This is a genomic window from SAR324 cluster bacterium (assembly GCA_029245725.1).
GTDB lineage: Bacteria > SAR324 > SAR324 > SAR324 > NAC60-12 > JCVI-SCAAA005.
Map to the genome: position 1 here is coordinate 1 of JAQWOT010000306.1, position 12864 is coordinate 12864.

General features: G+C 45.5%; 9 protein-coding genes and 1 tRNA gene. 7 read left to right on the plus strand and 3 right to left on the minus strand.

Annotated features, from left to right (window positions below; all coding sequences use genetic code 11):
• Together P8O70_16245 and P8O70_16250 are read left to right on the plus strand one after the other, a co-directional pair.
• Window positions 1-535 (plus strand): DUF420 domain-containing protein (locus tag P8O70_16245; GenBank protein MDG2198394.1); only part of this gene is annotated, 535 nt, incomplete at its 5' end.
• 63 nt (window positions 536-598) lie between these two features.
• Window positions 599-1804 (plus strand): MFS transporter, encoded by a 1206-nt coding sequence (locus P8O70_16250; GenBank protein ID MDG2198395.1) that lies wholly within the window; start codon window positions 599-601, stop codon window positions 1802-1804.
• A 161-nt stretch (window positions 1805-1965) separates the two neighbouring features.
• On the opposite strand, the gene P8O70_16255 is transcribed toward P8O70_16250, so the two are convergent.
• A complete protein-coding gene (locus P8O70_16255; GenBank protein MDG2198396.1) occupies window positions 1966-2601 on the minus strand; it encodes a hypothetical protein in 636 nt (211 codons plus the stop codon).
• A gap of 240 nt (window positions 2602-2841) precedes the next feature.
• Here P8O70_16255 and P8O70_16260 point away from each other — a divergent pair, with 240 nt between their 5' ends.
• The 5 genes from P8O70_16260 (at window position 2842) to P8O70_16280 (ending at window position 12036) form a co-directional block, all read left to right on the plus strand.
• Window positions 2842-5595 carry a hypothetical protein gene (locus P8O70_16260; GenBank protein ID MDG2198397.1) on the plus strand — a complete coding sequence of 918 codons (2754 nt, stop codon included), beginning with the start codon at window positions 2842-2844 and terminating at the stop codon, window positions 5593-5595.
• A 37-nt stretch (window positions 5596-5632) separates the two neighbouring features.
• Window positions 5633-7099: a potassium transporter TrkG gene (locus tag P8O70_16265; GenBank protein MDG2198398.1), complete on the plus strand. Its 1467-nt coding sequence runs from the start codon at window positions 5633-5635 to the stop codon at window positions 7097-7099.
• Window positions 7100-7151: 52 nt separating this feature from the next.
• A tRNA-Sec gene (locus tag P8O70_16270) sits at window positions 7152-7250 on the plus strand.
• A 121-nt stretch (window positions 7251-7371) separates the two neighbouring features.
• Entirely contained in the window at window positions 7372-9270 is a 1899-nt protein-coding gene (locus tag P8O70_16275; GenBank protein ID MDG2198399.1) for a propionyl-CoA synthetase, read from the plus strand.
• Window positions 9271-9330: 60 nt separating this feature from the next.
• Entirely contained in the window at window positions 9331-12036 is a 2706-nt protein-coding gene (locus P8O70_16280; GenBank protein MDG2198400.1) for a PD-(D/E)XK nuclease family protein, read from the plus strand.
• Between the two features lie 29 nt (window positions 12037-12065).
• Here the strand turns inward: P8O70_16280 and P8O70_16285 are convergent, their stop codons facing one another.
• Window positions 12066-12464: a nitroreductase family protein gene (locus P8O70_16285; protein ID MDG2198401.1), complete on the minus strand. Its 399-nt coding sequence runs from the start codon at window positions 12462-12464 to the stop codon at window positions 12066-12068.
• A gap of 27 nt (window positions 12465-12491) precedes the next feature.
• On the minus strand, window positions 12492-12629 hold the full coding sequence (locus P8O70_16290; GenBank protein MDG2198402.1) for a hypothetical protein: 138 nt from the start codon (window positions 12627-12629) through the stop codon (window positions 12492-12494).
• Between the last annotated feature and the right edge of the window lie 235 nt (window positions 12630-12864).

The following is a 12864-nucleotide window of genomic DNA, read 5'->3' on the forward strand; positions in this document are numbered from 1 at the left end:
CCCTTTTTCAAACCGTACAGCCATCAGCGCGATTATCACAGTCAGCACTCTCGTTTTCCTTTTATTGTTGTGGTTGCTCTATTTCAAGGAGAGTAGTGGCACTGAGACAGAAATGGATTTGAGCTTTATGCCTGCGCTCAACGCTTTGCTGAACTCAGCTTGCGCACTTTTTCTTGCTCTGGGAGTCATTGCGATCAAGCAAGGAGACAAGGAGCGTCATTGGCGAATGATGCTGACAGCACTGGGGTTTTCTGCGGTTTTTCTAGTTTCCTACTTGGTCTATCACCATTTCCAAGGAGACACTCCCTTCGAAGGTACCGGCTTCATCAGACCAATTTATTTCTTCATCTTAATCAGCCATATTGTTCTTTCCGCTGTTATGCTGCCCATGATTTTCACAACTCTCTATTTTGCTGCCACAAATAACTTCACTTCTCACCGCCGACTGGCAAGATACACTTTCCCGGTCTGGATGTATGTTTCGGTTACCGGGGTTTTGGTGTACCTAATTCTCTATCATTGGCCCACCGCTTAAATAATTATGATGGTTCCATCTGAACCATCAACTGTCGAAATAGTCCAAAAGTCTTCCAATTTAATGCCCAAACGCGATCGCGGTCCGGTTTTTACTCCTCTAGAATCCCGCAGTATTCTAAGCCTCAGCAGCATCATGTTTTTTCGGATGTTCGGGCTCTTTCTTGTACTTCCGGTCTTCAGTTTATTAGCTCAAGAGTTGGAAGGTGCTACTCCATTGTTGATCGGACTCGCCTTTGGTGGGTACGGGTTGACTCAAGCCGTGCTTCAAATTCCATTCGGCATTTGGAGTGATCGCATAGGTAGGAAACCAGTCATCATGGCTGGTCTTTTATTGTTCATTATTGGCAGCCTAATTGCCGCTTTCACTGACAATATTTATTTGATGATCGTTGCGCGCTTGCTACAGGGAGCAGGTGCCATCAGTTCTGCTGTCTTTGCTTTGATTGCAGATCTGACGAGACCCGAAATACGAACTAGAGCAAACGCTGGCATCGGTGCAAGCATTGGAATAGCTTTCGGGGGGGCTTTTTTCATAGCTCCGTTCTTAGGTGGTTTTGCGGGATTATCCGGGATTTTTGGTCTCATTACTCTAATGGCAACGATTGGCTTATTCATTCTTTGGCGATTCGTTCCTGAACCAGAAAAGCCCTTCAGAACCCCAAACACCCCAACCCTAGAAATAATCAAATCTGTATTGGTCTTGCCTTCTATTCGAACAATTGATTTCGGGGCATTTGTTTGTAGCACAGGACTCTCAGCCATTTTTTTCATGATTCCAATCCAACTTGCAGAGCAAGGTTGGAAAAGCTCTGAGCTATGGCAAATTTATCTTCCGATGCTGTTGAGTGGGGGCTTGATCATGGTCGGAGCAGCGATTGTAGCAGAAACTAAAAATCGCTTCCGCGAAGTGATGTTTCTAGGAGTTGTTTTTTTGATAGCCTCTGTTTTCTGTTTGGCTTTTTTTCATGAGTTTCAGGACAAATCCTTACTAATTGCAGGACTATTCCTGTTCTTCATGGGCTTTAATGTTTTTGAGCCGCTCTTCCCTTCGCTCGTTACTAGGCTTACAAACCCAACAACCAAAGGTACTGCTAGTGGTGTTTACAATTTTTGCCAGTTTGTAGGTCATTTTGCTGGAGCAGCAATTGCTGGAATCTTCTACTCTACCAATCTGCTTTTTCTGCTGGGCTTGCTCCTGATGATAAATCTAAGTTTTCTCTTTCTTCTCTACAAAGACTTCCAGAATCCTACACCCCGTCAGAAATGATCTGCAATAAACCTATCTGATTCAGAGATAGTTTGTTCGTATAGAGTAACTGGATGAATTCAGGGGTCTTGTGGGACTGCACGCTTGAGAGCGTGACTTACTGGAGTTTGGCCTCAAAAGACCAAGCTCAAGCTTTGTTCAGAGTAATGAAGCGGGGTAATTCAGGCGTTTGTAGGTCGTGGATTTATCGGAGAAGGCTCCACTGAATCTTGGGGAGGCATTGTGGATTTCGCGGCAGATGTCGCGATTGATTCCCGATTACTCTCAGGAGTTGGTGGCTGGGTTTGTTGTGAAGTCACAGGAGCGCTACTGGCTACCGAAGGCTGCACTGCGCCCTTGTTGCCATAGGTCTGCACTTTGCGACTTGGATCAATCAATTCAACGAATTGTGGTTGTCTCAACAATTCAAAAAACTTAAAGCTCGCTTGTCCATCCGTTAGTTTATCTTCAATTCTATCGATCAACTCCTCAGCATTCTTGACATTCAATGATTTGACTTCAGGAATCCTCAGCAACAGAGCTTTCTCATGATCATTCATTTGAGCAACCTGCTTCTCAAGTCCTTGAATGAAACCCTGAATGGCGGGTTCAGGTAGGCTGTCCTGCCGAGCATTCAAATTTTCCAGACGAGAAATAATCTTCAGATAAGCTGACATCTCCTGTAGCTGGGCCGATTTTGGAATTTCTCCCAAAGTGTTCAATGCAACCGTTTTCGGAGCAGAAACATTTTCGACTTTCGAATTCTGGGAAGCTTTCTGCTCTCCATTTCCGCTGACAACTGACTGTTTGACTTGCATCTAAACCCAATTACTAATGTTGATTGTGATTAATTGAACCTCCTGATCTGCGATTCAATTCCTGCGCCAGTAGACTAGTATTTTACGGGTTCAAATGGTGTAAAGCGTGTTCGGTTTGTCATCCATCATTAGTTCAAAAGCTCTTGGCTCTTTTCAAACACCTATGTTAATGTCAGAGAGTTTTTCTGCTATAGCCGGAAGTTTTCTGGTTCCTGTATCGCCTCAATCAATTCATACGACATGACCACAGAAGAAAACACCCAGGAAAATCCGGATCAAGATCCACAAAAGCTCCTGCACCAAATGGAAGAGGCTGCCTGGCGTCAGGGACAGCCGGGTCTAGAATTTTTCTTCTCATATCTGATGGTTGAGATCAAATTTCCCAACAACAATGACGATTCAACTTGGGAATTGAACACTCGGGGCCTGGACATTGATGCTCTTAGAAAAGCGCTCCAGAGAGAACAGGACATGATGCAGCAGGTCCTGCAAAGTGATTCCTTACCTTGGGTGAAATTTGGAATGGAGACTAAACTTGTCAACGCTGCTGAAGTTCAAGATTACCCCTACAATTTTGCAGATCTGATCTTTGTGAGCTTATCACTCCCCGCTTGGGTGATGCCACCTCAACGACCAAAACTCCTGGCAAAGCTCAGAAATATTCTTGTGCTCTATCGAAATAACAATCCGGATGCAATCATTGTTACGATAACGAAGCACGCACCTTTTCGACTTAAAGATCGACTCTCCTACCAGTGGGGAGAACTAAGTCGTGAATTGGGGGGAATTGGGAACAAGGGTGCTATTACTCGTCTCGTTGCCCAGCAACTGGCTTCCACAAGTATTCTGCAATCTTATCTTGATGGAGAGCACACTACACAAAATATAAAGAACCAGACGCGGATACAAGACCTTCAGAATCATTTGGAGTCCTTGCAATACGGTCAAACCAGTATGAGATTGATCGTTTGCATCGAAAACCAGCTACATGGTACTTATGCTAAACGCGTGAATGCAGTACTGAGGAATAATAAATTCAGTAAATTCATGGTGATCAAAGAGTCCACGCTGAAGCCGGAGGTGTTGCGGAAATGCGATTTCATGATCCTGCTCGGCTTTGAGGCCTCTGAAGACCTAAAGAAAACTAAGGAATATCAGCAGCGACAAAAACGAATCTACGAAGTGGATCTTGACCATCCGAAGGGATTACCAGACGTTCCGGTTCGTTATGAAAACATGACCAACAAGCTTGAAAAGCGCTATTTGGAATTAAGAGAGAACCTCAAGGCGGAGCGCTATGACGAATACTTTCAGATGATCTTTCAAAAGTATGAGTCCTATCAGGATATTGCTGCAAACCAATACGAAATTGATCAGGAGCTTACTAAAATTGAAGCTTTCGGCCGCAAACTTGCCAAGGGCTACTTTAATCTCATTGAGTCAATCCTGTTGCTAGGGACAAGGCGCGCTCACGTGGTTACCCGCTTCGGCGGTATCATGCTACAAATGACCCGCTACCTTGTTGTGGACGACTTCTCATCTGACATCATTGACCACCTAGCAAAAAAAGGCTTCCCACGCCATCAGCTGACCTACATGAATTCTCTCGATTTTCTTCAGGTGTTCCTGAAGCATAAATTAGAGAATCCCAAGCTGGCCAACGCCCCTACGGAAGCGGCCTACATGCATTTTCTTCAAAACGCCCAATTCTTCAGAAAGTTTGAGGTCGTCTTCATCAACGGATGGAATCTAGAGGAAAGTGGGGACTTGGTGATCAAACTCCGAACTTGTGCTGTAGCAGATGACGAGAATCACAATCCTACGCCAACGGTCAGTTCCGAAAACATGCACACTCTTCTCTCTACCCCCAAAGAGAAGCTACTCAGAATGATACTACCAGATAAAGAGGGCAAGGAAACGGATAAAGATCGTGAGAAGGAGGAAACCTTACTCAATACTCTGAATGGCACCCTTGCACTGATAGAGTTGACCCCATTAGCAAAAATGATGGCAAAAAAGAAAAGCCACTCGTTTAAAGCGAAGTCTCTGAATGATCAAGAAAGCAAACTCCTTGAGGAAATGAGAGCGGATGAAACTTTCGAGGGTGAAAAAGCACTCGCAGCGAACAACTATGGTCAGGAGTTGTCAGGGGCCATCACGGCGAAAAGTGTGCCTTCTTCCAGACTACAGAAAACTGATCAAACTCAGGAAGAAGAAGAGGTGGTAAGAAAACTAAATCCAGAAGAGGAACTCTTTGGTTCGATTATTCAGTACCGGCTCAATTCTCTAAAAATCCATAGCTTTGCTTGTGGAATTCGCTGGTTGGCAATGCTGGAGAACAGGAAGGTAATTTCTTTCCTGAAGACTCAGCCAAAGGCACAGGACATGTCCTTGGAAGAATTACTCGAATTCGGCCGAGTGAGCATTGTCAGTGAGGACAAACCTGTTGAAGAAGCTGGTATCCGAGCCGCGCTAAGTGTTGGAGATTTTCCAGAGCGGCTGGTTTACATGCGAACTCTTCCAGGCAAAAGAGAATTCGAGGCAGAAAATTTCCTACTCTACATCGTGGATTGTGAGTGCTACTTATTTGAAGACATCATGCGCTTCTTGTATGCGAAAAATCTTTCCTTGGCAGCTCCAATTCCAGTCTTGCTATTGATGTCGGAAAACTTCCAAAAACAGATCCAGAAAGGGGAAGACATCCTATTAGCTCACATGGCAGGCATCGAACCCAGAGATGATCAGATCAACCCAAAGGGCTTCCCTATCTCTAATCGTATTGATTCCCTGGAAGATGAGCAGAAGGTTAAGCACATCATCCGTGGAGCGCTTGGTCTACCCCTTGGATTCTACGAAAAATTTGAACAGAAAAAATTTGGAGGAAGCAGTACAGCAGAAGGTAGCACTGTAAGCGCGCCCACCTCCAGAGAAGTCTCTGAGGAAGCAATCCAAGAAGAAATGAAAGACATGGACTGGTCCAAATTCCCACTATAAGAATCTGCTGGATTTCTCTGTAAAACCGGCATTTTTCATGAAGTTCAGTCCGACACTCCAGAGCATCGGCGCCCTGCAGCTCCTGCTGGCCGCAGTCCTTTTCATTCCTCTCCTGATTTCTCTGCTATACGGCGAAAATGACACACCAGCGATCCTCGCTGCAATTAGTATTGCAGTTTTGATCGGTGGCCCTCTTTGGTGGTTTAATCGCCAATCACGCAATTTACAATTCCGAGACACAGTGCTGATTGTAACCCTAGGTTGGTTCAGCATTTGTCTAGTCGGCTGTCTCCCCTTCGTTCTTCACGGCAGTATTCCCAGTCTGACTGATGCCTTTTTTGAGGTCATGTCAGGTCTGACGACCACAGGCTCCACAATCCTCGATGACATCGAAGCCCTGCCACATGGGTTGTTATTCTGGCGTTCCATGACCCATTTTCTTGGAGGGATGGGAATGATTGGCCTGTATCTGTTGATTTTCTCTTACGTAGGAAGCGGAAATCTGCAGATGTACCGAATTGAGTCAGCCCCTGGTCAAGGGGGAACTGGCGATAAAATGCTCCCAAACGTTCGGTTAACGATGAAGTGGCTTTGGGGAATTTATTTACTCTTGAATGGAGTATGCGCGATTTTGCTCTGGTTCGGGGGACTCTCTTGGTTTGATGCCCTTTGCCAAGCCTTTAGTGCCGTTGCTACAGGAGGCTATTCAACATTGAATGCCAGTGCAGGTGGGTTTGGAAGTGCTTACGTTGAATGGGTTTTGTGTCTCTTCATGTTTTTGGGAGGAATGGATTTTGTCCTTCACTACCAAGCTCTCAAAGGCAATTGGCAATCCTTGATGAAAAGCACTGAACTCAAAGCGTATCTGATGATTTGCTTTGTCCTTGGGATTGGGGTGTCTGGGTTACTTTGGCTCAACGGGACAAACTCCAATCTGCTGGACGCCTTGCGCTACGGATTCTTTCAGGTGCTTTCCCTACTCACAACCACAGGCTACACTTCAACAGACTATGAACTGTGGCCACAGGCGGCACAGATGTTATTGTTTTTCTGTCTGTTCATAGGCGCTTGTTCCGGATCAACAACAAGCGGAATCCGTATCGTTCATATTGCGCTGTTGATTCGATTCTTGGAGTGCTTGCTTCATCGGATGGCCCGACCACATGCGGTTCAATCAATCTTGATTGATGGTAGACCGGTTGAAATGTCCTTGGTAAATGGCGTGCTTGGCTTCATCGTTCTGCAGATGCATACCGTTGTCCTCGGAGGGGTTTTTCTGAGTATTCTCTCACCAGAGATAGATTGGTGGTCTGGTCTAAATATGATGATGGCTTCGCTCTGGAACATCGGACCAGCTTTTGGAGATGTTGGACCAACTGAAAACTACGACCATGTCTCTGACGCTGGAACTTGGTTTCTTTCCCTGATGATGTTGGCGGGACGACTAGATATCATCACGGTCTTGATCCTTTTCTCACCTGCTTTCTGGAAAAGTCACCGATGATTCCGTTCCCCTACTGGACATTTATTAGAGCTTTCTGCATATTGACTTTTACGGAGACGGATGCGCCACTGGTGGGCGCCCCGGACTTCAAACCCGCGTGTATGGCTCTAAAACAGTCATTGGTAGGTTCGATTCCTACTCGTCTCCGCCAACAAACAAATCATAAGCTGATACAATACTAAACCAACTCGAATGACATATAATAATCCATTCTGCAACGGTAAGTGAACACGCCAAGAGTCAACATCCAAATTCATTCTGGGAGAAAGAACATGGGCTACCAGGTAGAGCACCGAGAATCGATTGAAAACCCAGAAGCTTTCTGGCGAAAACAGGCTGAAGCTGTTGACTGGTTCGAGTTCCCACAAGCGATTCTTTCTCAAGATGGCAACCAATCCTATCGCTGGTTTGAAAGTGGTAAGCTGAATACCTCCTACCTGGCGCTGGACCATCACGTCAATTCAGGAAGAGCTAAGCAAGCTGCCCTGATCTACGACTCCCCCGTCACTGGTCAACAACAGACTTTCACCTACTCAGAGTTGCGTGACGAAGTTGCTTGTTTTGCAGGGGTCCTGAAAAATCATGGCGTTGTTAAAGGGGATCGGATCATTGTCTACATGCCGATGATTCCACAGGCCATCATTGCCATGCTGGCCTGTGCTCGATTAGGAGCAATTCACTCCGTAGTTTTTGGTGGATTTGCTCCAAATGAATTGGCAGTTCGCATCGATGATGCTCGTCCAAAACTTTTGATAACAGCTTCCTGCGGAATCGAGGTTCAGAAAGTAATTCCCTACAAACCACTTGTCGATGAATCGATTCAAAAGTCCAACTTCCCTCCCGAAAAAGTCCTGGTTTTCCAAAGACCCCAAGTAACAGCTGATATGAAAGATGGGAGAGATTTGGATTGGGAAACTGAACTTTCATCTGCACATCCTGTAGAACCAGTTCCTGTTGATTCGTGGGATGCCCTCTATATCCTTTACACTTCTGGTACAACAGGCTTACCCAAGGGGGTGGTACGGGATAATGGCGGACACGCTGTGGCCATGCGCTATAGCATGAACAACATCTATAACGCTAAACCAGGTGACGTTTATTGGGCAGCCTCTGATGTAGGTTGGGTAGTTGGTCACTCTTACATTGTTTACGCACCACTACTTCATGGATGCACGACGGTGGTTTACGAAGGTAAGCCTGTGAAAACACCAGATCCTGGCTCATTTTGGCGGATGATTGAAGAGCACAAGATCAAGCATTTCTTCACTGCACCGACTGCTTTCCGAGCTGTACGCAAGGAAGATCCTGATGCAGAATTTTTGAAAAAATACGATGTCTCTTCACTCAAAGGACTCTTCCTAGCCGGTGAAAGATTGGATCCCCCGACTTATGACTGGCTCCAAAATATTTTGGATGTTCCGATCACGGATCACTGGTGGCAAACTGAAACGGGTTGGGCCATCGCTGGGAACCCAATGGGCTTGGAACCACATCAGCCGAAAAGTGGTTCGGCAACGCTACCCTCTCCGGGTTACAACGTGACAGTCCTTGATGAAGAAGGATATGAGGTGTCCAAAAATACCCAAGGGAACATCGCAATCAAGCTGCCTCTTCCACCAAGTTGTTTGCCGACTCTCTGGGGCGATCATGATCGATTCAAAGCATCTTATCTTGATCAATTTCCTGGCTACTACAGCACCTCTGATGGAGGATATATTGATGAAGATGGCTATGTCTTCGTGATGGGACGGACCGATGACAACATCAACGTAGCTGGCCATCGGCTCTCCACTGGGGAAATGGAAGAACTACTTGGCTCACATGCTACCGTTGCTGAATGTGCAGTAGTTGGAATTGATGATGAGTTGAGAGGACAGGTGCCGGTGGGCTTTGTCGTGTTGAAAGATGGAGCCACTGCTGAGGCTGAATCAATTGAGCAAGACCTGATTTTGCTGATTCGAAAAGAAATTGGTGCAGTAGCTTACTTCCGTCAGGCCGCCATTGTAGCTCGACTCCCCAAGACTCGTTCTGGAAAAATCCTGCGAAAAACCATCCGCCAGCTAGCTGTTGCAACAGATGTCCCCGTTCCACCAACCATTGACGATCCAAAGATCATGACCGAGTTACTGGATGCAATGCAGTCCAAAGGGATCGGCCAATTCACAAAATAACACATACATCCAAGCTGGCTTCGTTCCCCTAGGCCAGCAACTTTTGCCTTCTCAGTCCTGATGACCCCCACCAAACTCCCTTGCATCTTGTTGGCGCAGAGCAACAGCGTCCCGATTGCCAGAAAATACTTTTACGAGTACCTGAGACCTGAAAATTCAACTGTCTGGGAACCACCCCAAGTCATGCAAATTGAGCGATGGCTATTGCAAATAGCAAATCAAGCGTTGCTGTTTGAGCAGGTAACTTTTCCAGAAAATCTTAATCGGGTGCTTCAAAAACGCGAGGAACAACTGGTTTGGGAGAAAATCCTCAGAGAGGACCTCAAGGATTGGAAAGATTTTCTGCAGATTTTGCCACTGGTGCGAACTGTTCAAGAGACTCATCGTTTGTGGCAAATCCATCTAAGTTCAAGACATCACGACTTTCCGCACAATCGCACTTGGGATAGATTCACGAAATGGCAAACAAAATTCACAGGTCGTTGTGAAGCAGAAGGCTGGTGGACCGAAGCAGACCTAATAACCAACTGTCTGAAATGGATTAAAGAAGGCCAAATTCCTATTCCTGAAGAATTCAGGTTCGCTGGCTTTCGAAAAGGTGAAGATTTATTACTTAATAAACTTCGACAAGCCCTTCAATCCCGCAACAGTACTTTTTGCAACTGGCAAATATCTAGGCCGAAATCCACAAAACCTATTACCCGTTGCTTCTCAGATCAGGAGTCTGAGCTTCGAACTGCGATTGACTGGCTAGATAGCATTCGAAAGAAATGGCCTGAAGCCAAATTAGCTTTGTTGATCCCAGGGCTCTCCCAAGTTCAGCAAACCGTGAGACGATTGTTGGATGAACAGTTGGTCCCAGATTTCGAATGGCAGACTGATTCCAGCCAAGATGTCTACCGAATAGTGGCTGGCCAGCCTCTCTTGGAGTTAAAGGCTTTTCAGCATCTGAATCATTGGTGGGAAATACTACAACTGCACTCCAGCACAAGCTATCCCAAAATCCCTCTTGAGTTGCTTTCCCAAGTGCTTCGTTCAAGTTTCTGGAAATCAAAAGATTCTCAGGAATCTCTGAGTCAATTAGAACTGGCTCTACGTGATAAGGAATCTATCACTGTGAGCCGCAGTCTATTGAGGCATTTATCTGAAAAAACTGTTTGTCCACATTTTCTGGAATTACTGGATAGCTTGAAAGAACTCATCGCAAACACACCTAAGAAACAACTGCCTTCAGAATGGACTGAATTTTTGAGAAAGGTTCGCCAACGGCTAGGCTGGCATCCAGGCAGAGAATGGGATGAGGAGCGTGAGTTATTCCAAGATCTTTCTCAATTGGACAACATCCTAGGCCCGATTCAGTTGAGTGCCCTTCTTCAGCAAGCCCGCAGACAGCTTCAGCACCGGATGTACTATCCTACTCAGGGTGGTGCATCAGAAAAGATTCTGATCATGGATACTCAGGATCTTTTAGACCTACCCATTGATGGTCTCTGGATCTGTGGTTTGACCGAACAGCAGTTCCCCCCACCTTCAAGAAATTCCAACCTGCTACCGGTAACCTTACAAAATAACCTTGGCCTGAACTCCATGAATTTCGAACAAGTGGAAGAGAGCAGTCAGGATCTTTTGAGGCGATGGGAACACCAAACAGTCGATTTGGTGCTGAGTAGTCCAATTTCTATTGACGGTCGTGAAGTACGCCCAAGTCCATGGCTCAATTGGCCTAAAAGGGTCGAAGTGGTGGAAGATTCAAGACGGTTTAATCCAATCTGGAAAGACTTTGCCAACCATCAAATCACTTTAGAAACAATCTCCGATTCTGTCGGTTTGCCACTCCCTTTGGGTACAGATGTAAGAGGTGGAACAAGTGTCCTCAAGGCTCAGGCTCTATGCCCGAGAATGGCTTATGCTGAGTACCGCCTGGGTGCCAAGCATCCCACTGTTCCTCAAGCAGGGCTATCCCCAATACAACGTGGGAATTTAGTCCACTGGTCTCTTGAAAACTTTTGGAATCAAGCACATAGATCGTCTGCTTTGGAGGATATAGTTCAAGTACAAGAATGGATAACAAATAGTATTGAGGCTGCCCTAGAGCGTTTTGAGAAATACTATCCAGGATTGATCAAAACAAATTTTCGCAGGTTGGAAGTGCGACGTCTCAATATCTTGCTCCATGACTGGCTAGATCTGGAGAAAAGTCGTATTCCCTTTATTGTCGAAGCATCAGAAGAAAAAGGTGAACTTTCATTGGGTGGACTGATGTTCAGAGTTCGAATCGACCGGCTGGATCGTTTAGAACACTCTGATCAGTTCATCTTACTTGATTACAAATCTGGGACAGGAAATTCCTCAACAAGTTGGTTTCAGCAAAGAATTACTGAACCACAGCTACCTCTTTATGCTGTGAATCTACAGGTAGGAACTCTTGCAGCCGTTGCTTTTGCCCAGGTTCACAATCGAGAATGTAGTTTCAAAGGAATTCAAGCGGAAGAAGCTTCCCTTCCGGGGATCAAGCCTTTCGACAAACATCACCATAAAAAAGAATTACCCGCTGAATATGATTGGAGTTCTCTGATCAAAGATTGGCGAGTTCGCCTAGAAGATGTAGCACATGAGTTTGCACAGGGTGTTGCCCCACTCAGTTACGGTATCAAATTGTCCTCTTCAGCTAACCTGGTTGAACAGGTCTTTGCTTATTCTGGAGCAAGAGGATTTTGTAGAGTCTATGAATCCCATGTTTCTGATTTTATTGAGAATCCTTTTTAGGAAATCGATAGAATATAAACCTGATATCTTCAGAGAAGCATTTCATCCAGTGGGAGCCTTAAACGGGGCCCTAGTTCTTTCTCACGTTGAGTATCCGTGAGTGTGTCAGGATCACCTAAATGTCCCAGTGCAATTACCGAGTAGGGTTCCTGATTTTGATTCAAACCAAAAGCCTCGTTAGCTGCTTCTACTGAAAAACCTCCCATTTGATGCAGGTAGATATGACGGGAGGTAGCTTGGATTGCAAGCTGAGCAATTGCCTGCCCCAGATCATAACCAGCATGACGGTTAACCTTTCCATTGTGAGTGAAAAGCAATCTTGCCACTGCCAGCATTAAAACAGGAGCTTGTTGAGCCCAACTACGATTTCCTTCCGACACACATTCCAACAAGACTTGGTGTCGCACGTCACCACGATGAGTAATCAAAAGTTACCAGGGCTGCTCATTGAAACATCAGGACGACCAGCGTAGAGCCTCAAGCATGGCTTGTAACTCAATCTCTAGAATTGGTTTTGGATCTAAAGCTCTTGGACTCCAGCGATCTTTGATGGATTGAAGAACCGGCAGCTCTGTGTCAACGGATTTGCACATCCAAACTCCTTAAAAATTAAAACTTTACCGATCAAAATTACGCTCAATAAGTTGACCTATTTTCGGCACTGAGTTCAAAGAGAAGTAAGTGTGAATTCAAAAGAGGGAGAAACTCGATATCTTCCTCTTTAATCGCAGCACCGTCTCCGGCTCACATTTCAATATTGTGAAGCCTGAGTTTTCTGGAATTGGGCGTTGGCACCTAAGCATTTTTGAATTTATGGATGAGTAGTTT

Bases quoted from the DNA above. Each gene is read 5' to 3' on its own strand.
- P8O70_16290 (MDG2198402.1), bottom strand. From the start codon at position 12,629: ATGTGCAAATCCGTTGACACAGAGCTGCCGGTTCTTCAATCCATCAAA.
- P8O70_16255 (MDG2198396.1), bottom strand. From the start codon at position 2,601: ATGCAAGTCAAACAGTCAGTTGTCAGCGGAAATGGAGAGCAGAAAGCT.
- P8O70_16250 (MDG2198395.1), top strand. From the start codon at position 599: ATGCCCAAACGCGATCGCGGTCCGGTTTTTACTCCTCTAGAATCCCGC.
- P8O70_16280 (MDG2198400.1), top strand. From the start codon at position 9,331: ATGACCCCCACCAAACTCCCTTGCATCTTGTTGGCGCAGAGCAACAGC.
- P8O70_16275 (MDG2198399.1), top strand. From the start codon at position 7,372: ATGGGCTACCAGGTAGAGCACCGAGAATCGATTGAAAACCCAGAAGCT.
- P8O70_16265 (MDG2198398.1), top strand. From the start codon at position 5,633: ATGAAGTTCAGTCCGACACTCCAGAGCATCGGCGCCCTGCAGCTCCTG.
- P8O70_16260 (MDG2198397.1), top strand. From the start codon at position 2,842: ATGACCACAGAAGAAAACACCCAGGAAAATCCGGATCAAGATCCACAA.